At 41.3% G+C, this 26618-nt stretch carries 26 protein-coding genes; 16 read left to right on the top strand and 10 right to left on the bottom strand.

Translation table 11 applies throughout. The features are described 5' to 3' along the window. Positions 1–33: 33 nt before the first annotated feature. Positions 34–846, top strand: a complete 813-nt coding sequence (locus BIV60_RS04675) for a M15 family metallopeptidase (protein ID WP_083402097.1) — start codon at positions 34–36, stop codon at positions 844–846. 50 nt (positions 847–896) lie between these two features. Here BIV60_RS04675 and BIV60_RS04670 read toward each other — a convergent pair whose 3' ends face one another. The 4 genes from BIV60_RS04670 to pxpB all read right to left on the bottom strand — a co-directional run bounded on the left by BIV60_RS04670 (position 897) and on the right by pxpB (position 4966). Next, complete coding sequence (locus BIV60_RS04670) at positions 897–2075, bottom strand: toxic anion resistance protein (RefSeq protein WP_071354563.1); 1179 nt, start codon at positions 2073–2075, stop codon at positions 897–899. Then, complete coding sequence (locus BIV60_RS04665) at positions 2072–2728, bottom strand: 5-bromo-4-chloroindolyl phosphate hydrolysis family protein (protein WP_071354562.1); 657 nt, start codon at positions 2726–2728, stop codon at positions 2072–2074. The genes BIV60_RS04670 and BIV60_RS04665 overlap by 4 nt, the downstream gene beginning before the upstream one ends. A gap of 517 nt (positions 2729–3245) precedes the next feature. Then, positions 3246–4235 carry a 5-oxoprolinase subunit C family protein gene (locus BIV60_RS04660; protein WP_071354561.1) on the bottom strand — a complete coding sequence of 330 codons (990 nt, stop codon included), beginning with the start codon at positions 4233–4235 and terminating at the stop codon, positions 3246–3248. Continuing rightward, positions 4232–4966 carry a 5-oxoprolinase subunit PxpB gene (gene pxpB, locus BIV60_RS04655; protein WP_071354560.1) on the bottom strand — a complete coding sequence of 245 codons (735 nt, stop codon included), beginning with the start codon at positions 4964–4966 and terminating at the stop codon, positions 4232–4234. The genes BIV60_RS04660 and pxpB overlap by 4 nt, the downstream gene beginning before the upstream one ends. Before the next feature lie 248 nt (positions 4967–5214). Between pxpB and BIV60_RS04650 the strand changes: the two genes are divergently transcribed. Further along, positions 5215–5976, top strand: coding sequence for a LamB/YcsF family protein (locus tag BIV60_RS04650; protein ID WP_071354559.1), 762 nt, complete (start codon positions 5215–5217; stop codon positions 5974–5976). 16 nt (positions 5977–5992) lie between these two features. After that, positions 5993–6142, top strand: coding sequence for a hypothetical protein (locus tag BIV60_RS29465; protein WP_177177214.1), 150 nt, complete (start codon positions 5993–5995; stop codon positions 6140–6142). 754 nt (positions 6143–6896) lie between these two features. Here BIV60_RS29465 and BIV60_RS04645 read toward each other — a convergent pair. Next, positions 6897–8417 carry a YifB family Mg chelatase-like AAA ATPase gene (locus BIV60_RS04645; RefSeq protein WP_071354558.1) on the bottom strand — a complete coding sequence of 507 codons (1521 nt, stop codon included), beginning with the start codon at positions 8415–8417 and terminating at the stop codon, positions 6897–6899. 16 nt (positions 8418–8433) lie between these two features. Then, positions 8434–9009: a transposase gene (locus BIV60_RS04640; protein WP_071354557.1), complete on the bottom strand. Its 576-nt coding sequence runs from the start codon at positions 9007–9009 to the stop codon at positions 8434–8436. Positions 9010–9354: 345 nt separating this feature from the next. On the opposite strand from BIV60_RS04640, the gene BIV60_RS04635 reads away from it, so the two are divergent. The 10 genes from BIV60_RS04635 to BIV60_RS04590 all read left to right on the top strand — a co-directional run bounded on the left by BIV60_RS04635 (position 9355) and on the right by BIV60_RS04590 (position 18700). Next, positions 9355–9882: an NUDIX hydrolase gene (locus tag BIV60_RS04635; RefSeq protein WP_071354556.1), complete on the top strand. Its 528-nt coding sequence runs from the start codon at positions 9355–9357 to the stop codon at positions 9880–9882. A 113-nt stretch (positions 9883–9995) separates the two neighbouring features. After that, positions 9996–10268, top strand: a complete 273-nt coding sequence (locus BIV60_RS04630) for a hypothetical protein (protein ID WP_071354555.1) — start codon at positions 9996–9998, stop codon at positions 10266–10268. Positions 10269–10526: 258 nt separating this feature from the next. Further along, on the top strand, positions 10527–11381 hold the full coding sequence (locus BIV60_RS04625) for a MurR/RpiR family transcriptional regulator (protein WP_371261504.1): 855 nt from the start codon (positions 10527–10529) through the stop codon (positions 11379–11381). A gap of 99 nt (positions 11382–11480) precedes the next feature. Beyond that, entirely contained in the window at positions 11481–12635 is a 1155-nt protein-coding gene (locus BIV60_RS04620; protein WP_071354553.1) for a M20 peptidase aminoacylase family protein, read from the top strand. Beyond that, positions 12619–13452, top strand: a complete 834-nt coding sequence (locus BIV60_RS04615) for a GNAT family N-acetyltransferase (protein WP_071354552.1) — start codon at positions 12619–12621, stop codon at positions 13450–13452. Before BIV60_RS04620 ends, BIV60_RS04615 begins: the two co-directional genes overlap by 17 nt. Beyond that, positions 13449–14552 (top strand): o-succinylbenzoate synthase, encoded by a 1104-nt coding sequence (menC, locus tag BIV60_RS04610; RefSeq protein ID WP_071354551.1) that lies wholly within the window; start codon positions 13449–13451, stop codon positions 14550–14552. Before BIV60_RS04615 ends, menC begins: the two co-directional genes overlap by 4 nt. Before the next feature lie 79 nt (positions 14553–14631). Further along, positions 14632–15711, top strand: a complete 1080-nt coding sequence (locus BIV60_RS04605; protein ID WP_071354550.1) for a YkvI family membrane protein — start codon at positions 14632–14634, stop codon at positions 15709–15711. Between the two features lie 333 nt (positions 15712–16044). Beyond that, complete coding sequence (locus BIV60_RS04600; RefSeq protein ID WP_071354549.1) at positions 16045–16527, top strand: sigma-70 family RNA polymerase sigma factor; 483 nt, start codon at positions 16045–16047, stop codon at positions 16525–16527. A 577-nt stretch (positions 16528–17104) separates the two neighbouring features. Further along, the gene (locus BIV60_RS04595) at positions 17105–17692 is read left to right on the top strand and encodes a 3D domain-containing protein (protein ID WP_071354548.1); all 588 of its coding nucleotides are present in this window, start codon (positions 17105–17107) and stop codon (positions 17690–17692) included. A 273-nt stretch (positions 17693–17965) separates the two neighbouring features. After that, positions 17966–18700 carry an SH3 domain-containing protein gene (locus BIV60_RS04590; protein ID WP_071354547.1) on the top strand — a complete coding sequence of 245 codons (735 nt, stop codon included), beginning with the start codon at positions 17966–17968 and terminating at the stop codon, positions 18698–18700. Positions 18701–19322: 622 nt separating this feature from the next. Here BIV60_RS04590 and BIV60_RS04580 read toward each other — a convergent pair. Beyond that, a complete protein-coding gene (locus BIV60_RS04580) occupies positions 19323–19856 on the bottom strand; it encodes a GbsR/MarR family transcriptional regulator (RefSeq protein ID WP_071354545.1) in 534 nt (177 codons plus the stop codon). Between the two features lie 247 nt (positions 19857–20103). Between BIV60_RS04580 and BIV60_RS04575 the strand changes: the two genes are divergently transcribed. The 3 genes from BIV60_RS04575 to BIV60_RS04565 are packed head-to-tail and all read left to right on the top strand — an operon-like array spanning position 20104 to position 23094. Beyond that, entirely contained in the window at positions 20104–21351 is a 1248-nt protein-coding gene (locus BIV60_RS04575) for a quaternary amine ABC transporter ATP-binding protein (protein WP_071354544.1), read from the top strand. A 3-nt stretch (positions 21352–21354) separates the two neighbouring features. Beyond that, the gene (locus BIV60_RS04570) at positions 21355–22206 is read left to right on the top strand and encodes an ABC transporter permease (protein ID WP_071354543.1); all 852 of its coding nucleotides are present in this window, start codon (positions 21355–21357) and stop codon (positions 22204–22206) included. After that, complete coding sequence (locus BIV60_RS04565; RefSeq protein ID WP_071354542.1) at positions 22207–23094, top strand: glycine betaine ABC transporter substrate-binding protein; 888 nt, start codon at positions 22207–22209, stop codon at positions 23092–23094. It begins immediately after the preceding gene. Between the two features lie 132 nt (positions 23095–23226). On the opposite strand, the gene BIV60_RS04560 is transcribed toward BIV60_RS04565, so the two are convergent. The 3 genes from BIV60_RS04560 to BIV60_RS29460 all read right to left on the bottom strand — a co-directional run bounded on the left by BIV60_RS04560 (position 23227) and on the right by BIV60_RS29460 (position 26386). Then, positions 23227–23949 (bottom strand): DUF421 domain-containing protein, encoded by a 723-nt coding sequence (locus tag BIV60_RS04560; protein ID WP_071354541.1) that lies wholly within the window; start codon positions 23947–23949, stop codon positions 23227–23229. A gap of 172 nt (positions 23950–24121) precedes the next feature. Then, positions 24122–25600: a S8 family serine peptidase gene (locus BIV60_RS04555; protein WP_071354540.1), complete on the bottom strand. Its 1479-nt coding sequence runs from the start codon at positions 25598–25600 to the stop codon at positions 24122–24124. Between the two features lie 621 nt (positions 25601–26221). Then, positions 26222–26386: a hypothetical protein gene (locus tag BIV60_RS29460; RefSeq protein ID WP_177177213.1), complete on the bottom strand. Its 165-nt coding sequence runs from the start codon at positions 26384–26386 to the stop codon at positions 26222–26224. Between the last annotated feature and the right edge of the window lie 232 nt (positions 26387–26618).

The following is a 26618-nucleotide window of genomic DNA, read 5'->3' as shown; positions in this document are numbered from 1 at the left end:
TTGTTAATATTTTTTATAAAAGGAAGTTTTGAGATGTTTAAATCATTATTAACAGGAGTATGTAGTTCAGTCCTAGCCGTTTCTTTGGCAGGCTGTAGTTTTTCAGGACAAAATGTAGATCAAAATTCCAAAACGGAGCAAGTATCTTCTCCAAAGTCAGATTCGAACACCGGGGCAAACCAAGAGCAACAAACGAAAATAAAAGGCTCGAAAAAAACAGAGGTAAAAAAAACAAGTGGTGGCAGCATCCTGACGGTGTCAACTCCGGAAAGCATCCCGGTGCTAGTAAACAAACAAAATAAGCTTCCGGATAGCTATAATCCAAAGGATTTAGTGCTTACAAAAGTTGACTTTATCGGGGCGCCGGCAAATGCAGATAAGCGGAAAATGCGCAAGGAAGCGGCAGTTGCACTGCAAAAACTGTTCGCCGGGGCAAAGAAAGATGGAGTGACGCTTATAGGTGTCTCAGCCTACCGCTCTCACGCCACGCAGGTCGCTCTGTTTAACTCCTATGCGAAACGGGATGGCTACGAAAAGGCGCGGACTTACAGTGCGCTTCCGGGTACAAGTGAGCATGAAACCGGACTTGCGATTGATGTGACTGGGGGGAATGGAAGATGTGCCGCATCTGATTGCTTTGGCGGAACGAATGAAGCCATTTGGCTTGAGAAACATGTGGCTGAATACGGCTTTATTATCCGGTACCCTAAAGGAAAAGAAGCCATTACCGGCTACCAATATGAACCTTGGCATATCCGTTATGTTGGGAAAAAAATTGCCACCGAAATAATGAGCAAGGGAATTACCTTGGAAGAATACGATAATGCAACACCAGTGAACAATTAGCCGTAAAAAATCGGGTGGTGCCTAGCACCACCCGATTTTTATCTACTGTGTTATTTCCCTTTAATTTCAAGGAGTTTTTGTCTTAGGTCGTTTTCCATGGCAACGAGTTCTTGTTCAGCGATACGCCGTTTGTTTCGGCCTTCTTCTTGGATGCGCATTGTTTCTTCCAGTGTTGTGATAAGGCTTTCCTGAGTTTTCTTTAAGGTTTCGATATCGACGAGGCCGCGTTCGTTTTCTTTTGCGGTTTCGATTGTATTGGTTTTCAGCATTTCTGCATTTTTTAATAACAGCTCGTTGGTCGTCTTGGAAACCTGCTTTTGTGCTTCAACCGCATGGCGCTGTCTGATTAGCGTCAAGGCAATCGCCACTTGGTTTTTCCATAGTGGAATCGCGGTCACGATGGACGATTGAATTTTTTCCACGAGCGCCTGGTTGGTATTTTGAATCAAGCGAATTTGCGGTGCACTCTGAATCGTGATTTCCCGGCTGAGCTTCAGATCGTGCAGGCGCTTATCCAAGCGGTCGGCAAATTGCAGCATATCGTTAACCTCTTGAAACTTCATTTGGTCATTGGTTGCCTCCGCAGCTTTCCTAAGCTGCGGGATGATTTTTTCATGCATTTCTTCAAGCTTGATTTCTCCTGCGGCAATGTACACATTTAAAGCATGAAAGTATTCTTTATTCGTTTCGTAAAGCTGCTCGAGCAATTTAACATCGGACATCAGCACATTTTTGCTGCGCTCCAGTTTTACCGTAATCCTATCAATCTGCGCCCCTGTTTTCTGGTATTTTGAAAGAACCTCTTGCATCGAGCTTGAAATTTTCCCAAACATACGGGCAAAAAAGGACGGCTTGCCCTCCTTTAGTTCATCCGGATTTACCTGGTTTAGCTGCTTCATCAAATCATTGATAATCTCGCCAATTTCCCCGACATCCTTTTTCTGGACATGCTCTAGCATTGCATGAGAGAAAGATAATAACTTTCCTTGTGCCTGCGTTCCATATAAAATCATGGCCTGGTGATTGGTCGGGTCAATTTGCTCGGCGATTTGATAGGCCCTGGCCCGGTTTTCTTCCGGGATGACATCGATGAGTTTTACCGGCCTTTCTTCTGACTGGGCTTTCTGAAGGGAAGTTTTTGGAGTTTGGACTGCCTCCAAATCCCCAAATGGATCGGCCAGTTTATCATCAAATAAATTTCCTTGTTTATTTACATTGTGTTCGTTCATTTCAGCCACCTGTTTTCTTCATGGAATTTTGCATCCTTTTCCTTCTTAAGGGTGTGTTTTGCTACATCGATTTCAAAATTCAAATGATCGATATCATCGGAAATCACTTTATACAAATCCTCTTCCAGTGTTTTGTTCAATTCATTTAAGGTTTTTCTCGTCTCGATTAACGATAGTTCGAGTTCCGCATTCTTTTTGGGCTGTGTGGAGAGGAACCCATAGGTTTCAGAGAGCTCTACCACAGAGTCCAGATGGGAAAAATAAAATGGCTCGGCTTTGTAAAATCGTTTCGGTTCCTTCATCGTGATTTTATAGATTTTTTTTGAAATCCGGAAAATTTCAATCCTTTGCTTTACAGAAGCAATATCGCGGATTCCAAACAGGGCCTTATTCAAGCGGCGGATTTTTCGCTTCGCCTCCGATAAATTTTTCATTAAGTAAAGATATTCTTTTCTGGTAAGACGATGTTTTTTCAAAAAACGAGTTTGCATATATAAGCCGAGGAACAAATGCGTGATCACCCCGGCAGCAATTGCGATTGTACTCGAAAACAAAAAGGTTTGGCCGAATGGAAAAAAGCTGAGCAGCCAAACGATGGCCGTGACCGGTACTGCCACAAACGATCGGATAATCAAAGAAATAATCGGGTTCATGATAAATCGACTCCTGACTTTATTCGTCCTCTATATTCATACGAGCAATAGGAAAAGAATGTTTCATGTAAATAGAAAATTTGTGCGGAATCACATACTGCTCTTCCATAATTCCACAATACACGAAAAATATCCTGCTTTCCATTGACCTGGAAATGTAAAAAAGACTAAGACTTGAGACGTATATTTTAGCTTATGTGTCAGCGAAATGAATACCTACAATCCCTGCCCAGAATTTGATATTATAATAGGAAAAGCAGCAACTTTATTTTTAAGCTGGACAATTCTTAAAGTCGAATGTTAATCATTTCATCTAAAAAATCATCCTCTACTATCTAGCTCTCAGGATTATAGGGGATGTTTTTTAGAAGATTTTGCCCAGTTATCTATAATGGAATTTTCAAGGAAATTTGTATTAAATTCGCCACTATTTAAAACCTCATTTTTTTGCAATGCTTTATGGAATCGTTGTTTCCACTTGTTTTAGTTTAATATTTCATTCATTGTTTTCCTCTCATCACAATATTTTAAAGCGAATCCCTGCTTTTATCTCGTCCAAGATTTTTTCCTTCGCTAGTAGTTCTTTTTCCGCATCCTCATGGGAAATTTCTTTAAAATGAATCACCGCGTTCGGCTGCAGTTGAGCCATACTTGATAAATCAGCGGTCATAATCTGCCCGATTTTTGGATAGCCTCCAGTTGTCTGCCGGTCGGCCATTAAGACAATCGGGTTTCCACTTGGCGGTACTTGAATCGTTCCAAATGTAACACCTTCCGACAATAATTCAAATTTCTTTTCCAAAGAAAGCTGGGGCCCTTCGATGCGATAGCCCATCCGATCCGCTTGGGTCGTGAGCTTAAACGGTTCCTGAAACAGTCGTCTTTTACTTTTTTCATCAAAACAGTCAAACTCGGAGCCCCTGATGACATGAATCGTTTGAGATTGCTGTAGGTTAACCAGTTTTGTGTAATTGACGGACCAGGTTGGGTTGCTTTTCAAGTTTTCCCACATTGTAAATATCGATTGACTGAGTTTGCTCATTTCACCGAACTCGATGATATCCTCTTTTTTTAATGCCCTGCCTTTAAATCCGCCAATTCCGGCGCGGAGATAGGTACTTTTGCTGCCCATTACCTCGGGAACAGCAATGCCGCCAGCGAAGGCAACATAAGCGCGGCACCCATGGATGGCCGATTTGAATTGTAAAACAGATCCTTTTCTAACCAAAATCGGCCGCCATGTTGCTGCTTTTTTACCGTCTATCACAGCTTGTAAATCTCCGCCGGTGATCGCGATGACCCTATCCTCTTCAAATAAAAGTGAAGTGCCGAATAAAGTGATTTCCAGTGCCCCTTCATTTTCTTTATTTCCGACGAGCAGATTGGCAGCCCGGAGTGAATAAGAATCCATCGCTCCGCTGACAATCACTCCAAATTTTTGCGAACCATATCTACCCAAGTCTTGAATGGTCGTTAGAAGACCCGGGTGAAGAACTTTTATCGTCATCTAATCACCCCCTTATATTCGTTAAATTCCTCGAGCGTAATAGGGAAAAATTTAATTTTATCACCAGCTCTTAGTAAGGTAGGAGGATTCAAATCCGGCCGGAATAACTCAAGCGGGGTGCGGCCAATAATTTGCCAGCCGCCAGGTGTTTCGAGCGGATAAATGCCCGTCTGCTTTCCGGCAATTCCGACTGATCCAGGTACAATCGTGTTCCTTGGATTCTCTCTTCTTGGCGTGGCGATTCGCTCATCCATTCCCCCCATAAAGGGAAACCCTGGAGCAAACCCGATCATGTACACTAAACATTCACTTCCGGTGTGGATTTGGATGACTTCTTCGGAAGTTATTTTATGAAAAGAGGCGACATAACCTAAATCCGGACCGTATTCTCCTCCATAAAGAACAGGAATTTCTACCAATCTTCCCTCAAAAACCTGCTGTTCATTCAATTGCTTCAGCAATTCATTAAGTTTCGCACTCACTTTTTGAAACGGTGTCATTGGTTGAGGACTCAAACTTGAACGATTCACAATTACTGGATTGTAATAAATGGTTAAATTCGTAAAAGCGGGTACCGACTCCACAAAGCCCTCAAATGGGATATGGTTTAACAAGGCTGAAAACGCTTGGACTTTTTGATGAATGGCCGGGTTGATTTCGTCGCCAAACTGTACAATCAGAGCCGAATCACCCAAAGGCTTGATAACGTCTTTATTTATATGAGAAAACATGTAAAAACCTCCGATTAGCTTCTATATTCGGAACTTTTTAAAAATAATAGATATAAAAACAATTTTAATATTCAGTGTATAAAAAACAAGTTGTTTATTTTATAAAAATTAACCTGTTTATATTTTTCGAAAATTCCTGATTCAGTCTACTCAGATTTTTTATTTTATGATAGAATAACTTTCCTATGAAAACGCTATTTCAAAATTGAAGTTTTGGAGAAACATCAAGAATAGAAGGAGGATAAAATGTGTTTAAGGTTGATTTAAATTGTGATATCGGTGAAAGTTTTGGCAGATATCGCTTGGCCGAACAGAAAGAAGTTTTAAAGTATGTGACATCTGCAAATATTGCCTGCGGTTTTCATGCCGGGGATCCAAGCATCATGAGAGAAACGGTCAAGCTGGCGATTGAAAATCAAGTAAAAATCGGCGCTCATCCCGGTCTTCCCGATTTAAATGGCTTTGGCCGCCGTGAAATGAAGATTACCCCGCAGGAAGCGTATGATATGGTGGTCTATCAAATTGGCGCACTCCAAGGATTTTTATCCGTGTTTAACGAGGATATGCAACATGTAAAACCGCACGGTGCCTTGTACAATATGGCCGCAAAGAATGCGTTGCTTTCTGAAGCTATTGCTCAAGCAGTCTATGATGTTTCCCCTAAATTAGTTTTATTTGGACTTGCCGGCAGTAAATTGGTAAAGGCTGGGGAGAAAGTTGGTCTTACTACTGCACATGAAGTGTTTGCCGACCGAACCTATCAGGCGGATGGCACATTAACCTCCAGATCACAGCCGGATGCCTTAATCACAGATCAAGAACAATCGGTCGCACAGGTAATCAAAATGGTGACCGAAGGCAAAGTAACGTCACAGCAAAACACTGAGGTTTTATTAAAAGCAGATACGGTTTGCATCCACGGTGATGGTGAACATGCACTTGCTTTTGCAAAATATATTAAAGAAACACTAGAACGGAACGAAATCGCTGTTTCATCCATCAACACATAGATTGGGAGGTACCTCAATGATTGTATTCCAACTAGCTGCGGGTAATATCGGTTACCGTATGTTTGGTAAGGGATTCAAAATGAACAGCTATAAAAATATGAATCCTGCTGGAATAATCTGTGGACAAATTGACACATTTGTCCATTGTAGGCGGACGGTAGATTAATGTTTAAGAGTGGGCCCATTGTCGGCCACTCTTTTATTTTTGGTTAATTTTTGCTCTTAACGATCTTTTTTTCAGATCCTGTTGGTACGATTTGGTAATCTTTTAGGCTTAAATGGATATTAGTTGGATTTGGGATATATTCTTCGTAGTGTTTAGCTATAATATCTTCTGATGGCACGGAGGTATCTTAATGTAAGATAGTTTGTGCTTCGATATTACTATTTAAGTTATCTAGTGACTGTTTGATTAAGGGTTGAAGATCTGTTATACATATCATCCCTCCATCCCTTAAACATTCTTATTAACGTAAATTTTTATCATATCAAAGAAACACTTACACTTACTCTTCAATTCTAGCGAAATAACTATTTTTCTAGAAATAACAGAGAGCTTTTTAAAGCCCTCTGTTCACTCCACACGGACAAATCCAGTGAGCTGTCCACGGGCATTGCCTGTCATCAATATATTGTCATTAGTTATTTAATGGTCACCGAAACCGGGGGAACGCCACAAAAGAATTCCCAGTAATCGTTACCTGGGTTTGAGCCGGCCCGCATGTAGTTGATAGATATCATTCAAACAAAACAACTTGGAAAAGTCCAAATTTACGCTGGACCTGAAACAGGAGCAGTAATAGATATTGATGTCCAGGAACTTCCAAATCCTAAAGGAACAGAAAAATAATCAGAAAAAAGAGGATATGAATAAACCGGAAAAAGGGATGTAGAATAACGCCTCTACATCCCCTTTCCATTTATAAAATAATACTGCTTTTCCGTCTCCCGCTCACACCTGTGTTCAATTTAATGGCTTCCCAAATATTTTGATCCTTAATTTCTCTGATTCCCTGTAAATCGGCAATAGTTCTGGCAAGGCGGATGATTTTAATAAAAGTGCGATTGCTCCAGTTTTTCTTGATGGAAATCTGTTGAAGTGTACGCTGCTGCTCACTGGTTAACGGGCTCAATTTTACTAAAACCTCATAAGGCACCCTGCTATTACAAATTTCTTCCCCATACCGATCGTATTGCTTCTCTCTTGCCATCTCCACCCTCTTTCGTACAGTTTCTGAAGACTCCTCCGTTTCCCCCTTTACGGAACGAAAATCCTCAGGTTTCATAAAAAGCTGAAGATCGAATCGATCCCTCAGGGGGCCGGAAAGCTTATTTTGATAAGCACGGATTTGCTTTGCAGTGCAGATGCAATAATGACTGTTCGACCCGGCATACCCGCAAGGGCATGGATTCATTGCTGCCAACAAAATAAAGGAAGCGGGATAGGTTATAGTAGCGTTGGTGCGACTAATGGACACACTCCCACTTTCCAAGGGCTGCCGGAGCATCTCCAATGTTATTTTTGAAAACTCGGCAATTTCATCTAAAAATAAGACTCCTCGATGGGCTAGCGATATTTCGCCCGGCTTTGGGAAGGTTCCGCCGCCAATAATTGAAACAGCAGAAGCAGAATGATGCGGGTTTCGAAATGGAGGCATTTTCGGAGCGTCAATGCTATACCCTCTCAGCTGGTAAAGGCTAATCATTTCGAGTTGGGCATCCCTCGTCAAAGGCGGTAAAATCGTCGAAAAACACTCCGCTAGCAAGCTTTTCCCACAGCCTGGAGGCCCGGTAATCAACACGTGATGTTCACCGGCAGCCGCTGTTTCCAGGGCATTTTTTGCATAGCGCTGGCCGATGATTTGTGCTAAATCGAGACAGTTTTTCGCGGTTTCAGGTTGTTCTGGCTGATGATGGGCGGGTGGCTGCCAGCATCCTTCAAGATGGGCAATGGCTTCTTTTAATGAGGAAACATAGATGAGTTCCATTTCAGGAAATTTCAAGAAGGGCAGTTTGGCGTCAAAGGGAAGGTAAAGCTTCCGCAGGCCAAGCTTTTTGGCGGCTAGTACGGCTGCCAGCATCCCTTCGAAAGGCTGGATTTGGCCATCTAAGGAGAGCGCGCCGATGAAGCCGGTGCTTTCTGGGATTGACATGGTCAGTTCATTTAAACTTATAAGCACACTGACCGCCATCGGAAAATCAAATGTCGGACCGCTTTTTTTCTGCTCGGCCGGGGATAGATTGATGATGATGTTCTGGCCTGATAAGGTGTACCCGAGGGAGCGAAGGGCGGCTAGAATGCGGAGCTTGGATTCCTTCACGGCCGCATCGGGCAAGCCGACGATTTTGATTGAATCATTGCCGACAAATGCCCCGACTTCTACATGTACACGATACCCTTCGAGTCCTTTCAAACCGATGCTTGTTACTTTTGCACACATTTTATTAATCTTCCTTTCAAGAAAATTCTACGGTAAATTGTTTTGCGGCTTCATCAATAAATGGTTTTTCGAGAAATTCACGATAATGCTGGGATGATGGGTTTGGGAAGTAGGAAAAAATCTGATGCGTACCGATGAGCGAATTAGGCTCGCCAAGAAGATAGGCGCGGCTGCTGCTCCATGGGTAATCCTCGGGGCGTTCAACAATTCCGGCTTTTACCGGATAAAGGTGAATATATTTGCTGAGGTCAAGCTCATAGGCAGCAGAGTCAATCCACTCGGCATTAAAGCGTCGCTCAAAAAGATGGCCGCTGTAGTGGTATTTTTTGTTGAAGTATCGGGCGTATTTGGTGTTGAGCTGGCTCATGATGATGCTCGGAGATGTGTCGATGGTTTCAAGTTGGAGATGGGTGTGATTCGTCATCAGGCAGTAGGTGTGAATAATAAAGGGGTATGCTTCCTTAATTTCTTTTATTAGATTTAGATATTTATTACGGTCGCCGTCATCTAGAAATAGTGGTAGTTTTCGAATTCCGCGGCTGTAAATATGGTACTTAAAGCCTGGCAGCCAGACACGGGGCTTACGAGCCATTGTGGTCACTCCTTAATTAGTGGATTGGTATTGGAAGTGATGACAGGACTTTCAATCTTCAATCCATGCTGAGGTATTAGAGGGATTGAGGAGCTGAAATTCCTGAGGTTATATCTAGAGGATAAACTCCTGCCCTATATTCTAAACTATTCGACCTTTTCTGTTAAAACCCTGCCGAACCTTTAAAAAATTGTCGAGAAAACGGGGATTTATGCGCCCCTGCGTTGCCCACCCTACATGGACAAAAAAGCAAAATGTCCACGAACGGTGCCTGTCACCGAATTTTGAGATAAAATGAATGTATCACTGGGGCTCTCCCACGAAAATTTGAATGAGGTGTATGTAATGGTTTGGAAGATAAACAATTCAAACAAGAAAAAGATAGACCGTTTTGGAGTCATCATCGATGAGGTCACCCTGCCAAATGAAGAGGAAAAAACCTTTTCCTATTTAGACTTTGCAAAAGGGGTTTGTGTTCTGCCGATTACAGAAGATAATAAAGTAATATGTTTAAAGCAATATCGCCATGCTATAAAGAGCTGGGAATGGGAACTTCCTGCAGGAATGATTGACGAAGCTGACCTCCCGCCTATCGAAACCGCTAAAAGGGAGTTAGAGGAAGAAACAGGATATTCAGCCGAACATTGGCTTGATTTAGGGAGCTTTTATCCTTCTCCTGGCTCAACCAGTGAAGAAATATTCCTATTTGCCGCTGCTGGCCTAACTGCTACCGAACAGAACCTTGAAAACAGTGAACAAATTGAGTTACATAAAATTAACATGGAAGAATTGAAGAGCTTGATCAAACTTGGGGAATTTAAGCATGGGGCCGGATTGGCGGCTATTTTACGATATAAGTTTATTACAGATTAAAAGAGGGCCTCGGCTCTCTTTTTGCTTTTAATTTTGTAACACAAAGGAAATGTATTAAAATTCAATATCGATAATATTCTTTTATATACGTGATATTTAGCTTTTTAGGGGGAATGGCTCTGAAAACTTTAAGGGTTCTGTTAAAAGTGATTAGCGGCCTTTTTTTCTTGGATGGCATATATCTTATTGTAACCGGACAGAAGTTTCTTGGAATTGTAGCGATCATTGTTGCCTTTTTATTTTTTCCAAGCAGTGGTGCTGGAAAACAAGGTGCGAAAAGTAGTGATTATAAAGATAATGGCATTTCATACGAAAGAGAATACTCTTCTGAAGGACACTATTCAGATGGGGATCGAGGCTCGGACAAAGACATTGAAGATTCATAACATGCACGAAGCTATGGGTTATAGTAAAATTCACACACTCCTCCACATTTTACCCTTCATTTTATGCTCCTCAGTAATAAATCCACCCCACACGTACAAAACAAACCAAATGTCCACGGACGGTGCCTGTCACTTTATGAGTTGTCACTTTATGGGTTGCTAAATTTTCTGAATTATGTTATTTTTTATTACATTAAAATGAAGTTTGCACTTCATAGTTATCTTTTTTGAACCTTATACTTCACCATGTATGAAAGGGTGATTTTTATATTATTTCTAGAAAGTCTCAAAGGTCAGTTCTCAACCCTTTCCAAAAGCCAGCAAAAAATTGCTAAATACTTGCTGGACCAGCCACAGCAATTTGCGATAAAGTCGGCCGGGGAAATTGGAAAGGCTGTTGGAGTTAGTGAAACAACTGTCATTCGGTTTTGCTATTCTTTACAATTTAATGGGTTTTCCGACCTGCAGAAAACCATCAGAGAAAGCCTGCTTTTACCGCAAAGTAGTTTAGACCAATACTATTCCAATAAGCTTGAATTGGTTAGTGAGCCCCACTTCTTTTCAAATGTAATGGAACAAGATTGCATTAATATTCGGCGGACTGCTGAGCAATTGGATGAAGGTGATTTTCAAGAAGCCGTTAATCGGCTGATTCAAGCCAAGCAGATTTTTATTACCGGTTTGCGCTCTTCCTACGCCGCGGCCCACTGGCTATCGTTCACAATGGGAGTAATGCGGGAAAATGTTTTCTTATATAAACCAGATACCGATGATCTTTTATTAACCTTGGACCGGATGAATGAACAAACTGTGTTTTTAGCCATCTCCTTCCATCGTTATTTAAAAGAAACGGTTAAAATGGCCGAACTGGCAAAAATGCGAGGAGCAACCGTAATTGGAATCACCGATTCATCGGTCGCTCCGATTTCCCGGCATGCGGATGTGATTTTAGCAATATCACAACCGGAAAAATCAACACTCGATGCCATGCCATCACTCTTTTCATTATTAAATGCCTTAGTAGCAAATGTATCGATACAGAATAAAGAACAATTCGAAAAACGAAAACAACAATACGAAACACTTAATGTCGACCATCTATTTTGCGACTAAAAACATTAATTGTCCACCTCATATGGACAAAATGACCAAAAAGTCCACGAACGGTGCCTGTCACCGAATATAGTCACTGAATATTAGGAGGCGGTTTGTATGAGAGCTGAGCTTGAGGAGTTACGGCCACTGTTACTTGAAATTTTTGATCATTTGCACGAGCATCCTGAGGCAAGTTGGGAAGAGGTAGAGACTACTGCCTACATAAAAAATCTTTTACAGCAACACGGTTTTAGGCCGCAAACATTTGACGATTGCACAGGTCTCGTAGTAGAAATTGGCGATGGGCCGCATAAGGTCGGACTTCGGACCGATATCGATGCTCTTTGGCAGGAAGTCGACGGCATATTTCAAGCCAATCATTCCTGCGGCCACGATGCCCATATGACCATGATTATCGGGGTCCTGTTACTTCTCAAAAAATTAAACTATCAACCTAGTGGAAAACTCAAGGTCCTATTCCAACCCGCAGAAGAAAAAGGTAGCGGAGCCCTGAAAATGGTGGAAAAAGGGCTTGTCGATGACCTTGACTTTTTATATGGCGTCCACCTTCGCCCCATCCAGGAAATCCCGGATGGCACCGCAACACCTGCCATTTTTCACGGAGCAGCAAAATTTATCGCCGGTGAAATAATTGGCGAGGACGCACATGGGGCCAGACCGCATCTAGGTAAAAACGCAATCGAAATCGGGGCGTCCCTAATCAACGAAATTGCGAAAATTCACGTTGACCCTATGGTCCCTTCTTCCGTAAAGATGACCAAATTCCATGCAGGCGGAGAAAGCAGTAATCTCATCCCGGGACACGCGAGCTTCCATCTGGACCTGAGAGCGCAAACAAATGAGGTTATGGAGTCATTGACAACTAAAGTAAAAAAAATCAGCCAAGCAATTGCAAGCCTATACGACGTGGAAATTCCGCTAGAAACCAAAGCCAGTGTCGCAGCAGCAAAAGTTGATCCCCTAGCTCAGCAGCTGATGGAAAAAGTAATCATCGATACGCTCGGAAATGCCACAGCCCCCTATCCTTCAAGCGGTGGTGAAGATTTCCACTTTTACACAGTCAAACGACCTCAAATAAAAGCAACCATGCTTGGTCTCGGATGTGACCTCTACCCGGGTCTGCATCACCCAAAAATGACTTTTAATCATGAAGCGATATTCTCAGGCATTGAAATTTTAGCGAAAACAATCATAAATACCTTTGAACATTTGGAAAAGGAGGCTCCACAGCAATATGAACAGCACTGTTGAAGTTAAACAGCTTACGACCATTGAAGAACTCGAACAAGTCCAACAAATGGAAAAATCCGTCTGGAAAGATCAAGCAATTCCAATCCACCAAACCTTGACTGCTGTCAAAAACGGCGGGATTGTTGTTGGAGCCTACCACCAAAATCAATTGGTAGGTTTTAGTTACGGTTTCCCGGGTTTCATAAACGGCAAGCCCTACCTATGCTCCCATATGCTCGGTATTGAAGAAAACTTTCGCGGGCAAGGCATAGGTGAATTTTTAAAAAAGGCGCAGAAGAATGCAGCGATTGAGAAAGGGTATGATTTACTGACTTGGACGTATGACCCACTCGAAAGCGTGAATGCCTTTTTAAATTTGACAAAACTGAAAGCAATTTGCAGTACTTATGTAAAAAATTGCTATGGTGACATGAAAGACGGCCTCAATCAGGGCTTGCCATCAGATCGGTTTCAAGTGGAGTGGTGGATTAGCAACCCCTATATTGAAGAAGCACATCAGGATGAGCTATCAGCGATTGATCGGGTACCGTATTTGCAAACCACAAATGGTCTTCCCCAGCTTGCCGAAGTGGACCCAAGCAGCTTTTTCAGCCGCTTGGCATTGCTTGTTCCCGTACCAAAGCAGTTCCAGCAAGTGAAAAAGGATGCCCCGGAGCTTGCTCTTGATTGGCGCCTAAAGACAAGGGAATTGTTTGAAGCCCTATTCGAAAATGGGTTTGCCGCCGTAAGAATTGTGAAAACAGGTGACGAGCCTGTCGTCTATTACCTACTAAAAAAACGGGATTTACTTCCGGTAGAAAGAAGGCCTTTTAAATGATCATTAAGCAGGTTATTCTCCGTCACTTAAAAATGAAAATGAACTTTCCTTTCACAACAAGCTTTGGAACCTTTACAGATAAAGAATTTATTTTAGTTGAAGTGCAGGATGAAAATGGTGCATCAGGCTGGGGTGAATCCGTTGCTTTCACCTCCCCGCTCTATAATGAAGAAACATTAAAAACAAACTGGCATATGCTCGAGGATTTCTTGATTCCGATGATTAAGGATAAGGAAATCTCCCACCCTGATGAGGTCACCACCCTACTCGAACCGATTCGAAAAAATAATATGGCGAAGTCAGCCATTGAGGGTGCAATTTGGGACCTATATGCGAAAAAGGAAAATCTGCCACTCGCAACTGCACTCGGTGGAAAGAAAAAGGAAATTGAAGTTGGCATCAGTATCGGCATTCAAAAATCAGTCGATGATTTGTTAGGAATTGTTGACAGCTCCGTTACGGAAGGCTATCGCCGCATTAAAGTAAAAATAAAGCCAGGCTGGGATGTCGATGTCATACGTGAAATCCGCCGCCATTTTCCAACCACCCACCTAATGGCCGATGCGAATTCGGCTTATCGCCTGCAAGATTTGGAGTTGTTAAAACAACTGGACGAGTTCGGCTTGACCATGATTGAACAGCCGCTCGCTTCTGACGACATTGTCGACCATGCACTTGTGCAAAAACAAATGGTTACGCCGATTTGTTTGGATGAAAGTATTCATTCCTATGAGGATGCCCGCAAAGCCATCAGTCTAGGAAGCTGTAAAATTATTAATATTAAAATTGGCAGAGTAGGCGGTTTGACAGAGTCAAAACGGATTCACGACCTTTGCATGGAGCATGGGTTGCCAGTCTGGTGTGGCGGAATGCTCGAAGCCGGCGTCGGCAGGGCACATAATATCGCCTTGACAACGCTCTCGAACTTCACGATGCCCGGGGATACAGCAGCATCTTCACGCTATTGGGAACGGGATATTATTGATCCCGAGGTTACGGTTCATAATGGACTGATTACCGTACCAAGCCAGTCAGGAATTGGCTATGAACCAAACCTGGATACAATCGATTCATTTACGGTGAAGAAGCAAAGCTATTAATTTGGAGAGGAGAAGGCCTCCTCTCTTTACGGAATGAATTTTCAAAATCTTTAAAAAATACTAAAAGGAGGAATTGACAATGAAAAAAAGTTTTCAAATCGCCGGGGCATATGTCGGAATTATCGTCGGCGCAGGGTTTGCATCCGGGCAGGAAATTTTACAATTTTTTACGAGCTTTGGCTGGATGGGATTGGCCGGAGGAATCATCGCAACCTTTTTCTTCGCCTTTTTGGGCATGCAGCTGACACAATTGGGCTCACGCCTTGAAACAGATTCACATAAAGATGTAATCTATCATATTTGCGGACGCTATTTAGGGGTTGTGGTCGATTTTATCATCACGTTCTTCCTGTTCGGCGTAGCGGTCGTAATGATGGCCGGAAGCGGCTCGATTTTTGAACAGCAATTCGGCCTGCCGGCAATGGTTGGAAACATTGTCATGGCCGCTCTAACGATTTTAACCGTTTGTTTGAATGTACAAAAATTGCTGAACATCATTAGTATGATTACACCGTTTTTAATGATACTTGTCTTGATTATCACGGGTTATTCCCTATTTACAATGGACCAAAGCTTTACAAATCTTGATGCGATTGCAAAAGCACAACCACAGGCAGCATCGAATTGGTTAATGGGCGGACTTCTTTATGTTTCCTATAATATTGCTGCCGGAGCAGCGATGCTTGCGGTTATGGGAGGAACTGAGAAGGATTCGAAGGTGGCTGGACATGGAGGGACTCTCGGCGGTCTTGGCCTAGGGTTATTAATATTATTAATCAACATTGGGATGTTTGCCAAAATGGATCAGTTGAAGGGCGTGGACATGCCTACCCTGATGCTGGCCAACCACATGCATCCAGTTCTTGGTGCGTTAATGTCGATAGCCTTACTTGGAATGATTTACAATACAGCGGTTGGGATGCTTTATGCGTTTTCCGTTCGCTTGGTAAAACCCGCTTCCAATAAATTCAAACCAGCGGTCGTTGGCTTCGGCGTGCTCTCTTTTGCCGCCAGCTTTGTCGGATTCATTAAATTAGTTAGCACCGTTTACCCGGTCATGGGCTATCTTGGCTTTACGTTGATTGCCGCAATCATCGTTTCCTGGTTCCGTTCGCGAAAAAATAACGAGTTTGATAAGAATACGAGAATTGTTGGGTAAAACTAATTTAATATAGTGCTCTCACCATTCGAAAAGTTTTCAATGAGAGCTTACAAATAAGGGATTGACCATTTTTCGGTCAATCCCTTATTTGCGAAAAAATTCAGGTGTTGCAAGCACCTATCGAAAAATCTCTATCCAAAAATCATATGAAAATGGAATGAAATAATTCATTCTCCAACCAAAATTCAAATTTCAACCTGAATTTTGAGTTTTTAATCGTTTTTCTCCATCAAATTTGAAAAAGAACGATTCGATAGAAAATGCTTTTCTCGTTATGGTAGAGGTACCCGGGAATATCAAGTGAAGCGCGCTTTCTGAAAGGATTTCCCCTTGGAAAGCTTTGATGAGTTGGTTGTCCAGTATAAGCCGATGATCCATAAAATCATTAACACACTGCATATCTATAAAAATTGGGATGAATTCTACCAGCAAGGATTGATTGCCCTTTGGAAGGCAAGCAATCGCTTTGACCCTGAAAAAGGAAACTTCACCAACTATGTCTACAACTATATTAGAGGGTTCCTTCTATTAGAATTAACAAAAGCAAACAAGTATGAAGAAAATTGCGTCTGTCCAAAAGAAGAATTCTGGAATTCCGTCGAGGACATCGTCATCGATCATCCTTTAGAGGAAGAAAATATCTTATCCTATTGCACTGCCATGACGCCAAACCAAAAGAAGTGGGTCCTGTATACTGCACTACAGGATCTGTCGATAAAAGAGATTTCCGAAAGAGAAAAGGTCTCCATGACAGCCGTGAAAAACTGGCGTGCCGGGGCAAGGGAAAAGTTAAAGGAGAAGATTATTCAATAAAAATAACAATGAAAAAGGAACATCCTACAAAACTTGTACAGTTCCAAAAAATTAGAAGCAGGCGTATCCGCCCAGATCGATAATCCTACCTCAAAAATAAAAGTGAAATAAAAATGTAAGGCTGTTTTTGTAAACTTTGTTGCTCTTGAATAAGGTGGTTGATTGGAACGTAGGGATGCTCGCTTTCCGCGGGGCGAGCGGTGAGCATCCTCGGAGCACAGCTCCTGCGGGGTCTCACCTGTCCCGCTGCTCCCGCAGGAGTCTCGCACCTTCCGTTCCAATTCAACCTGTTTATCAACAGGTTGCGTTTTCAAAACTTATTTCAAAAACAACAATCTTTTTGAAAAGAGCCAAATGTAAAAAATCACATAGGTGTAAGGCACCATGTGATTTTTTCACATCCCCCGCAAATACTCCAATATTCTCCGGTTAATTCCAAACTAAGGTAAATATTTCACTATTTCGTCATAAAAAACCGTTTATTTAAGAAAAATGTCATGAAACTTGTAAACTATTGAAATATAACTGTAACACTACTATGGTATCTTTGTAGTATCAAAGAAAAGGAGTTTGAATTATGAAAAAATTCCTCACGACTTTAAGTCTTGCAGCATTTCTATTACTAGCACATAATAGTGGCGCATCTGCAGCATCCAATACATATACTGTTAAAAAAGGCGATTCCCTTTATAAGATTTCCAAAACAACCCACGTCTCTATTACTAATCTGAAAAAGTGGAACAACCTTAAATCTGATATCATTCGTCCGAATCAGAAATTAAATATTACCAAACCGGCCACTAGTAAAGCAACGAATGCCAAAACGGTTAAAAAGACTTCCAACCAAGTAACCGCAAAGAACTCACAAAAAGTAGTAAAGGTTATTACGGTATCTGCTTCTGCTTATACTGTTAGTTGCGCGGGCTGCTCAGGAAAAACGTATACAGGCCTTAACTTAAAGAAGAATCCAAATCAAAAAGTAATCTCAGTTGACCCTAGAGTGATTCCACTAGGCTCGAAGGTTTATGTTGAAGGTTACGGCTATGCGATTGCGGCTGACAAAGGCAGCGCCATTAGAGGAAAAAAAATCGATGTCTTTATGCCTTCTCATAAACAAGCCATTCAATGGGGCAGAAAAACAGTTAAAGTGAAAATATTAAAATAGTAATTTAAAAAATCCCAAGTGTCGAGAAATCGCACATTTGGGATTTTTTTGTTACGAAAGGAATTATGGTAATTTGATTCGACAAAACTCATGCGGCGCCTATCACCACCCGAATTTTGTCGAAACCTAACGTCCCTTTTCAAAACTCTCCAATCTTCTACATTTTCCATGCTTTGTCGTCGTGGATTGTCTGAATATTTGTTATTATATTGGTTTACCCTCTATTTTCCAGTTGGTTACAATTATAGTAATAAAAGAAATGGAGGGGTAGCTTTGAAATCTCTGTTAAAAGTAACGATTCTACTTACTCTACTATTTGGGATCTTTATTTCATTTAATATCCCTGCAGAGGCGGTTTCAAAATCGACCGCAACCGTAACGGCAAGTATATTAAATGTAAGAGAAAAACCGAGCCTTAATGCCAAAAAAATAGGCTCCTTAAAAAAAGGCTCCTTAATCACCGTTTATTCGAAAACAGGGCAAGGAAAATGGTCCGAAATTCGCTACAAATCGAAAAAAGCCTATGTGTACACGATATATCTGAAATTCACGGATGGAAAACGTCCTAGCTACCTACTCGACAAAACCAAAATATACACTTATCAAGGTCAAGATGGTACCTATCAATTAATCTCCACCGGAAAAAAATATGATCATAGCTGGGATCAATGGTATCAATCCTCTAAAACATATGGAAAACAATTGTTCATTGTTCACGAAGACAGCAAAGGTTTGTACACTGGGTGGATTGAATCCGAATACTATATCGAGATTAAATACCCGGTAAAAGTAGGACAATCATGGGATATCGGCTATGAAGGTGATGGCAAGGCACGGATTTCTTCTATGACGGAAACCGTCAAAACCCCGGCCGGGACCTTTAAAAATTGTGTTGTCGTCAAAGAGGATTCCGGCTATACCTCCTATTTTGCCCAAAACATCGGACTCGTGAAAACAACCAATAAAGGAAAAACTGTTACAATTTTAAAAGGCTTAAAGAAGAAGTAAAGGAGGGTCACCCGCCAATGGCGGGTGATTCTTTTATTTTGCAATATGAAATGTTGTTATAGGAGACATTTTTCTTAGTTGCATCTCTGATTTTGTCTCCTATCGAGCTTATTGAAGACACTTTTACCAGTTTCACTTCTTATATTGTCCCCTAACGTGCTTATTGAAGACACTTTTACCAGTTTCACTTCTGATTTTGTCCCCTATCGTGCTTATTGAATACACTTTACCAGTTTCACTTCTGATTTTGTACCCTATCATGCTTATTGAAGACACTTTTACCAGTTTCACTTCTGATATTGTCCCCTATCGTGCTTATTGAAGACACTTTACCAGTTTCACTTCTGATATTGTCCCCTATCGTGCTTATTGAATACACTTTACCAGTTTCACTTCTGATTTTGTCCCCTATCATGCTTATTGAAGACACTTTTACCAGTTTCACTTCTGATTTTGTCCCCTATCGTGCTTATTGAATACACTTTACCAGTTTCACTTCTGATTTTGTCCCCTATCGTGCTTATTGAAGACACTTTACCCAAAATCGCCGTTCATTTTGTCCCCAATCAAAGCAATCTTCCGAAAAAAAGGAAACCCACTTTAAAGGTTTCCTTCATACAAGCTATCTCTTCTTCGGAATAAACTCAAATATCTCCTCAGACTCAAAACTATCCACTAACCGGTTCACCCAATCATAGTATTCAAGGGCAGCAGTTAGTTTTTCAATGTCCAACCGGACCTTCTCTTTCGTCAGCTCCTCGACACTATCATCCTCTAAAAGCTGCCGTAATTCCCGGAGTGATTTTTCCATCGCCGAGACATTAATCGAGATGCCGGCTCTCCACTTAATCGTAAAAAAATCAATAAAGGTTTGATACCAGTCTGGCTCGGCCTGATAGAGGTCCTTCCTGACTCCTTTCCGCCAAACCTTTCCAACCATTTTCAACTCTAAAAGACTTCGGACGGATGTGCTCATACTCGTCTTGCTCATCCCTAGCTCTTCCTTCATTTCATCTAAAGTTAAAGGACCCTCTTGAAAATATAAAGCCCCATATAAACGTCCAACGGATTCCGTAACTCCATATAAATTCATATTTTGAGAAATCGCCTCAATCACCCGCTCGCGGGCATGCTCAAGCTTTTGTTCTCCATCCATGATCCTCTTCACACTCACTTTACAATCGTGTCCTTTATTAGATTATCATGAAAAATTGAAAAGTAAAGGAGCCAGTTAGGGAGGATTTGGGAGCATTCCGGAGTAATTGTAAGAAAAATTAGAATTCACTTTATAAAGTTTTTTCTGTACGTACTTTATGAACAGATTTGGCGCAATACCAAGATTGCCCAATAAATCCAAAATAACCTACAATAGAGTAGTCAGTTGGAAAAATTGAGGTGAATCCATGAGTAACAACTATAAAATTCAAGTTCGTAACGTCACAAAGGTTTTTGGAAAATCAAAAACAGCCCTTCAACTTTTAAAAGAAGGGGAAACCAAACAGAGCATCTTAAAGAAAACCGGCGCAACCGTTGGAGTCAGCCAGGCCAATTTCGAAGTCGAAGCCGGCGAAATTTTTGTCATCATGGGTCTGTCCGGTAGCGGCAAATCCACATTGGTGCGGATGATCAACCGTTTGATTGAGCCCACATCCGGCGAAGTCCTTATAGACGGGCAAGATATTGTAAAAATGAACAAAGAGCAGCTTCGGAACGTGCGCCGTAAAAAAATCAGCATGGTCTTCCAGAAATTCGCTCTCCTCCCCCATCGAACCGTATTAGAAAATACCGAATACGGGCTGGAGGTTCAAGGCGTCGCAAAAGAAACCCGTAAACAAAAAGCGCTTGAAGCTTTAAAGCTTGTCGGGCTTGAGGGATATGAAAACCAGTACCCGAAACAGCTGAGCGGCGGCATGCAGCAACGGGTTGGATTAGCGCGGGCTCTCGCAAATGATGCTGATATCCTCCTTATGGACGAAGCCTTCAGTGCACTCGACCCCCTCATTCGCAAGGATATGCAGGATGAACTACTCGAACTTCAAGCAACCATGAAAAAGACGATTGTCTTTATCACCCATGATTTGGATGAAGCACTGAGAATTGGCGACCGCATTGCCTTGATGAAGGATGGTTCGATTGTCCAAATTGGAACACCGGAGGAAATTCTTATCAATCCATCAAACGACTATGTTGAGAGATTCGTAGAGGATGTTGACCTTTCCAAGGTATTAACAGCCGGACACGTGATGAAACGTGCCGAGTCTGTTTCGATTGAAAAAGGTCCAAGGGTTGCACTAAAAATGATGAAAGAACTAGGAATCTCGAGTATTTATGTCGTGGATAAAAAGAAAAACCTGCTCGGAGCGATTACCGCCTCTGAAGCAAAAGATGCCCTTGAGCGCGGCGCGTTAGTCCAAGAAATTTTACAAACAGATGTTGCAACTGTGTCACCGGATACTTTGTTAACGGATTTATTCGAAAAAGTCTCCACTGCCTCCATTCCGGTAGCAGTTGTCGATGAAAAACAGCGACTGACCGGAATTCTTGTCAGGGGAGCCGTCATTGCTGCGCTCGCGGGAAACAATGAAACCATCAATCAATTCGAAACCGCGAAATCCGAGGTCGCATCCGACCAAGAAAGTAGAGGTGTATAGTACATGGAAAAATGGTTTCCTAAACTCCCAATTGCTGATTGGGTAGATGCGTTTGTCAATTGGCTGACAACCGCCTTTGCTGTGGCATTTGACGGCATTACTGGAGTGCTCGAGTCTTTTGTCGATGGGTTAGTCAAAGGATTTGGCTATATCCCTTCCTATATATTTATGATTCTATTAACACTGCTTGCCTGGAAAATTGCCAACAAGGGAATTGCGCTTTTTACATTGGTCGGTCTCTTTTTAATCGCCAATCTCGGCTATTGGGACCCAATGCTTGAAACATTAGCTCTTGTGTTAACAGCCGTCATCATTTCGATTGTATTAGGAATACCGATTGGAATATGGGCTTCGCAAAAACAGGCAGTCAAACAAACTGTGACACCGGTTCTGGACTTTATGCAAACAATGCCTGCCTTTGTCTATCTGATTCCAGCCATTTTCTTTTTTAATATCGGTGTCGTCCCAGGGGTTGTTGCATCGGTCATTTTTGCGATGCCGCCGACCATCCGCTTAACGATTCTCGGTATCCAGCAGGTTCCAGCTGATATTATCGAAGCGACCGAGGCTTTTGGTTCTACAACTAGACAGCGATTGCTAAAAGTGCAATTGCCTCTTGCAATGCCAACCATCATGGCAGGAATTAACCAAAGTATAATGCTCGCGCTTTCCATGGTCGTCATTGCTTCCATGGTCGGGGCTCCGGGTCTCGGTGCGGATGTCTACCGAGCAGTGACTCAGATTCAAATTGGGAAAGGGTTCGAAGCCGGTCTTTCGATTGTTGTGATTGCCATCATTCTTGACCGGATTACACAACATATAGGAAAAAATAAAAAACAAAGGGGAACTGCCTAAATGAAAAAGTGGATATTGATGTTACTCGCAGCTCTATTGACCGTAGGACTTGCCGCATGTGGTTCAGATAAAGCAAATGGGGATGGCAAGGGAAAAACCGTCGGAGACAGCGTGAATTATAAAATCATCGGGATTGACCCTGGCGCCGGATTAATGAAGGCATCTGCTAAAGCCATTAAAGATTACGGGTTGGATGATTGGACTCTTGTTGAAGGCTCGAGTGCCGCAATGACAGCTGCTTTGAAAAAAGCCTACGATAAAAAAGAACCAATTATTGTCACCGGCTGGACCCCGCATTGGATGTTCGCCAAATTTGATTTGAAATACTTGGATGATCCAAAGGGTTCTTTTGGGAAAGATGAGACGATTCATACGATTGCACGCAACGGCCTAAAAGATGATCTGCCAGAAGCCTATAAGATTATTGATCAATTCCACTGGACTCCAAATGATATGAATGCAGTGATGAGCAACATTGAAAATGGCGACAAACCTGAAGATGCTGCCGCTACTTGGGTGAAGAAAAATGCGGATAAAGTTGCAGAATGGACGAAGGATGTAAAGAAAGGCTCTGGCGAAAAAATTACCCTCGGCTATGTTGCATGGGACAGTGAAATTGCCAGCACCAATGTTCTTGGTACAGTCTTGTCTGACATGGGTTACAAAGTCACATTAAGACAGGTAGAGGCAGGCCCAATGTGGACTGGCATTGCTGACGGAAGCCTTGATGCCTCTGTAGCAGCATGGCTCCCATCCACTCATGCCGATTACTACAAAAAATATAAAGGGAAGTTTGAAGACTTGGGTGAAAACCTCGCAGGTACAAAACTCGGCCTTGTTGTTCCAAAATACATGGATATCAATTCGATTGAAGACTTGAAAAAGTAAATTCTACAAAAAACGGGTGGTGCCTGTCTCCACCCGTTTTTTGATGCTAACTTACATTTTATCATCGAATTGAAGACTTTTATCCGCGTTTCGATCTGTTTTTTAGACAAAAACCTTCCTGATAAACAATCCCTACTCCTTATCGACCGGTGACTTCAAATGGTCCTGATAAAGGTCAATAAAAAAAGAACCATTGGTTCCAATGACCGCATAATGAATGTTTTTTATTTCTAATCTTCTGGTTTTCAATTCTTGTTCTAGCCATTGTCTGGAATAAGGTCCATTAAGGTTTTTTTCGATGACCTCTCCATCCATAATCAGTTCTATTGGAAGAGTATTTTTTTGATTAGGCTGATTAAGATTAAGATCTTTTTTGGTAACAAGTTGATAAGGTGTTTTTTTTAAAACAGATAAATTCCCACTGACCTCAAGTAGTGCATATTCCACCTCAACAATATCAAAGATTCCCTGCTCCCTTAATTGCAAATTCAAATGATCGAGCGTGTATTTTACCTTCTTCATATTAGAATCTAAAAGTTTGCCATTTTCAATAATAACCGTGGGCTGACCGGAGAACCATTTGCGAAAAAGTCTGCTGTTAGCTGAAATATAAGACATGGCAAAATAAATAATCATCAGTGTCAGAAAAGAGGCAAGCATCGGAAAAAATTTAAGATCAATATCAAAAGCCATGTTTGCAATAAAAGAACCAATGGAAATCGATAAGGCGAAATTATAGTAGTTTTTATGGGCGTTGACCTGTTTTCCCAGCCAGTAGGTGACGACCATTAAAATAAAATAGGAAACAAGTGTACGAAATATTGATAAAATCACATAGTGCTCCAATTCATTCATCCTTCACAACTGTAGTACTCATGAAGTCATTATTTGCCTTTGCAGTTGTAAACATGCGTAAAAAGTATCATATGAAAATTTCGCATCGTGCCAGATACTACTATTTCCACCAATAAAAAAAGACTTACCCAAAATATTTTTAGCATGCATTTTAGGTAAGTCTTAAGTTTATTTATTTACCAGTCAAGGCGTTATAAGCGTTCGCTTCACCTTGCCCATAATATTGATCATGTCCCGGTTTCCCTAAATCTATTGCCGTTTTTTCAATTAGAGCTTGAACTTGAGCAGGATTATAGTTTGGATGTGATGCTTTAATAACCCCTGCAATACCGGCAACTTTTGGAGAAGCCATGGAAGTTCCATGCAAATAGGCGTAACCTGGATGTTCAGGGTCAATTGTTGTGAAATATGGGGCCAAATATGTTGGCCATGTAGACAACGCACGATACGTAAAATCACGTTTACTTAAATCACCTGTCTGAGCATATAATGGACCGTTGTCACCTCCAGGAGCAGCAACATCAATGAAACTATTTCCATAGTTTGAATAGAAGGCTAATTGATCTGTTGACCACTTATTGGACGAAGATACGGTAATAACTCCTGGAACCCCTCCAGGTGTTTCAATCGATACCCCTTTGTAAACTAAGTTTGCACTACCATAGTTTTCATTCATATAATCAGTAAGTGATTTTTTATCAGCATAATTCAGTGATTCATTTCCAGCAGCAGCTACAACAGTTACATTATTATTTACAGCATATTTAACTGCCCGTTTCCAAAGTAAAACATCGGCAATATCACTATAACGAGATCCCTCATAGTAATATTTCAAATTATCAAATCCGCCAATTGACATATTAATAACGTCCACTTTATCTTTGGCTGCCTGAACAATTGCTTCGACTATTGGTCCGGTTGGAGCATTACCGCTTGAGTCAAAAATTCGGTATGCCCGAATTCCTAAATCAGGTCCGACCCCCTTTACCTTTCCATTGGCCGCAATAGAACCAGCCACGTGAGTACCATGGCCTTCACGGTCAAGCACATCGTTAGGATTACCTGTTTCAGACAAGTCATTCCCTGGATAGCCACCTTTAGGAACAAAGCTTTGACCACCGACATAGTTTGCTTTTAAGTCAGGGTGGTTGGCATCAATACCTGTGTCAATTACCCCGACAATGGCTTTATGAGTGACCTTTCCATTTGTTTCTGTACCACCAGATTCAATTTTGAACGATTTTCCTTCGTTGGTTAAATGACGAATATCCCATTGTGAGCTCCAATATGTACCATCAGCATCAGGATGAAGTGTAACAGGCTTTCCATCCGCCCCCGCAGGTTGCTCATCATCCAATTTATGAGACATTTCCACATTAGCAGCAGCTATACCCGAATTAGGCTTTAAATTGTTTAGAAAATTAGGATCAGACGAACGAACTTCTAATCCACCAATTTCCGGAATAGCGTTTAAGACCTCCCCACCGGCATTTTTAATGGCAGTTTGATAGTCTTTAGGTAGTGATTGATTGTAAGCAATGAGGTAGTTTTTACTTTGTACTGCAGCAGATGTGTGAAGATTAAAAGATGCTAGAGAAATGGCTAAAACACTGCTGGCTACAAGAGCCGCTCCTTTTTTTCTTTTTTTCAATAGAAAGACCTCCTAAATTTTCTTATCCTAACATTCTTAATTTTAAATCTACTAATTCTTGTTGGAAACAAATACTTCTCGATAAAGATTGACATTAACAGCACGAACATTGGTAATACATAGCAAAATTTGTCTAATAAAGGGAAAATTCTTCTTGCGTTTCTACCATTTTCTCCTTTAAAAATACACTGTCCATCTATCGTGGACAAAACAGTCAAATGTCCACAAACGGTGCCTGTCACTTTGTTTTTGATTGCCCCCAATAAAATGAAGGTGCAATTAAATAGCTTTTGTATAACCAATCGACAAAATAGTGATTGCAAATATTGAATCGGCCTATCTTAGAAATCAAATAATCTATTTACCTTATAGATTATTTGATTTCTATTTTTTCATCTTCATTGAACTATTAAATTTTCCCTTGTAATATTTACTTTTATTACCATGAAAGCTTCAAGCGAAAACTAAACAACCTTACCCTTTTTGTGTATCGGGGCAAGGTCGGATAGATGATTATTTCTTATTGTCTAAAGGCTAGTCCAAACTTCAGAAAGCTTTTGGAAGCTTTTAAAATTAAAAAGGTTTGCTAATTCTTACGGATTCGGACAAAAAATTTTTAAATCACAAAACCACCTTCAATAGCTTAATCTCCTGCTCTGTAATTTGAGATTTAGAAACAGGTGCAACTACTTTACCATCTATCTTAAAATCATCAAATGCTTTTTCTGCTCCTGATTTAAATATTTTCCAATACTCTCTATCAGCTTCATTTTTTATAACAACCATAACTTTAGATCTGCCATCCTCTATAATAAGCCTAACTATTTAGCGTATTATAGCTACAAGAAAAACAATACAACTTAACGAAATCAGCCATCTTCTTTTCAATAAAGTTTATCTCCTCCTCTACCTTTTTTTATTAAGGCTCTTTTCGTAAACTTTGTTGGATTTAGACCATAATAAGGATCATTTACTAAGTTTCTAGGCAATTTTCGCAAATGTTCTTACGAAAAGATGC

It is taken from the genome of Bacillus sp. MUM 116, assembly GCF_001866655.1.
Lineage (GTDB): Bacteria > Bacillota > Bacilli > Bacillales > Cytobacillaceae > Neobacillus.
This window is presented reverse-complemented; position numbering and strand designations above follow the sequence as displayed.

What these genes read in the sequence shown, in the direction of transcription:
- menC (WP_071354551.1), top strand. Translation starts at nt 13,449, where the DNA reads ATGATCATTAAGCAGGTTATTCTCCGTCACTTAAAAATGAAAATGAAC.
- pxpB (WP_071354560.1), bottom strand. Translation starts at nt 4,966, where the DNA reads ATGTTTTCTCATATAAATAAAGACGTTATCAAGCCTTTGGGTGATTCG.
- BIV60_RS04665 (WP_071354562.1), bottom strand. Translation starts at nt 2,728, where the DNA reads ATGAACCCGATTATTTCTTTGATTATCCGATCGTTTGTGGCAGTACCG.
- BIV60_RS04575 (WP_071354544.1), top strand. Translation starts at nt 20,104, where the DNA reads ATGAGTAACAACTATAAAATTCAAGTTCGTAACGTCACAAAGGTTTTT.
- BIV60_RS04570 (WP_071354543.1), top strand. Translation starts at nt 21,355, where the DNA reads ATGGAAAAATGGTTTCCTAAACTCCCAATTGCTGATTGGGTAGATGCG.
- BIV60_RS04565 (WP_071354542.1), top strand. Translation starts at nt 22,207, where the DNA reads ATGAAAAAGTGGATATTGATGTTACTCGCAGCTCTATTGACCGTAGGA.
- BIV60_RS29465 (WP_177177214.1), top strand. Translation starts at nt 5,993, where the DNA reads ATGATTGTATTCCAACTAGCTGCGGGTAATATCGGTTACCGTATGTTT.
- BIV60_RS04645 (WP_071354558.1), bottom strand. Translation starts at nt 8,417, where the DNA reads ATGTGTGCAAAAGTAACAAGCATCGGTTTGAAAGGACTCGAAGGGTAT.
- BIV60_RS04660 (WP_071354561.1), bottom strand. Translation starts at nt 4,235, where the DNA reads ATGACGATAAAAGTTCTTCACCCGGGTCTTCTAACGACCATTCAAGAC.
- BIV60_RS04635 (WP_071354556.1), top strand. Translation starts at nt 9,355, where the DNA reads ATGGTTTGGAAGATAAACAATTCAAACAAGAAAAAGATAGACCGTTTT.
- BIV60_RS04560 (WP_071354541.1), bottom strand. Translation starts at nt 23,949, where the DNA reads ATGAATGAATTGGAGCACTATGTGATTTTATCAATATTTCGTACACTT.
- BIV60_RS04630 (WP_071354555.1), top strand. Translation starts at nt 9,996, where the DNA reads ATGGCTCTGAAAACTTTAAGGGTTCTGTTAAAAGTGATTAGCGGCCTT.
- BIV60_RS04620 (WP_071354553.1), top strand. Translation starts at nt 11,481, where the DNA reads ATGAGAGCTGAGCTTGAGGAGTTACGGCCACTGTTACTTGAAATTTTT.
- BIV60_RS04675 (WP_083402097.1), top strand. Translation starts at nt 34, where the DNA reads ATGTTTAAATCATTATTAACAGGAGTATGTAGTTCAGTCCTAGCCGTT.
- BIV60_RS04595 (WP_071354548.1), top strand. Translation starts at nt 17,105, where the DNA reads ATGAAAAAATTCCTCACGACTTTAAGTCTTGCAGCATTTCTATTACTA.
- BIV60_RS29460 (WP_177177213.1), bottom strand. Translation starts at nt 26,386, where the DNA reads ATGGTTGTTATAAAAAATGAAGCTGATAGAGAGTATTGGAAAATATTT.
- BIV60_RS04580 (WP_071354545.1), bottom strand. Translation starts at nt 19,856, where the DNA reads ATGGATGGAGAACAAAAGCTTGAGCATGCCCGCGAGCGGGTGATTGAG.
- BIV60_RS04670 (WP_071354563.1), bottom strand. Translation starts at nt 2,075, where the DNA reads ATGAACGAACACAATGTAAATAAACAAGGAAATTTATTTGATGATAAA.
- BIV60_RS04615 (WP_071354552.1), top strand. Translation starts at nt 12,619, where the DNA reads ATGAACAGCACTGTTGAAGTTAAACAGCTTACGACCATTGAAGAACTC.
- BIV60_RS04640 (WP_071354557.1), bottom strand. Translation starts at nt 9,009, where the DNA reads ATGGCTCGTAAGCCCCGTGTCTGGCTGCCAGGCTTTAAGTACCATATT.
- BIV60_RS04605 (WP_071354550.1), top strand. Translation starts at nt 14,632, where the DNA reads ATGAAAAAAAGTTTTCAAATCGCCGGGGCATATGTCGGAATTATCGTC.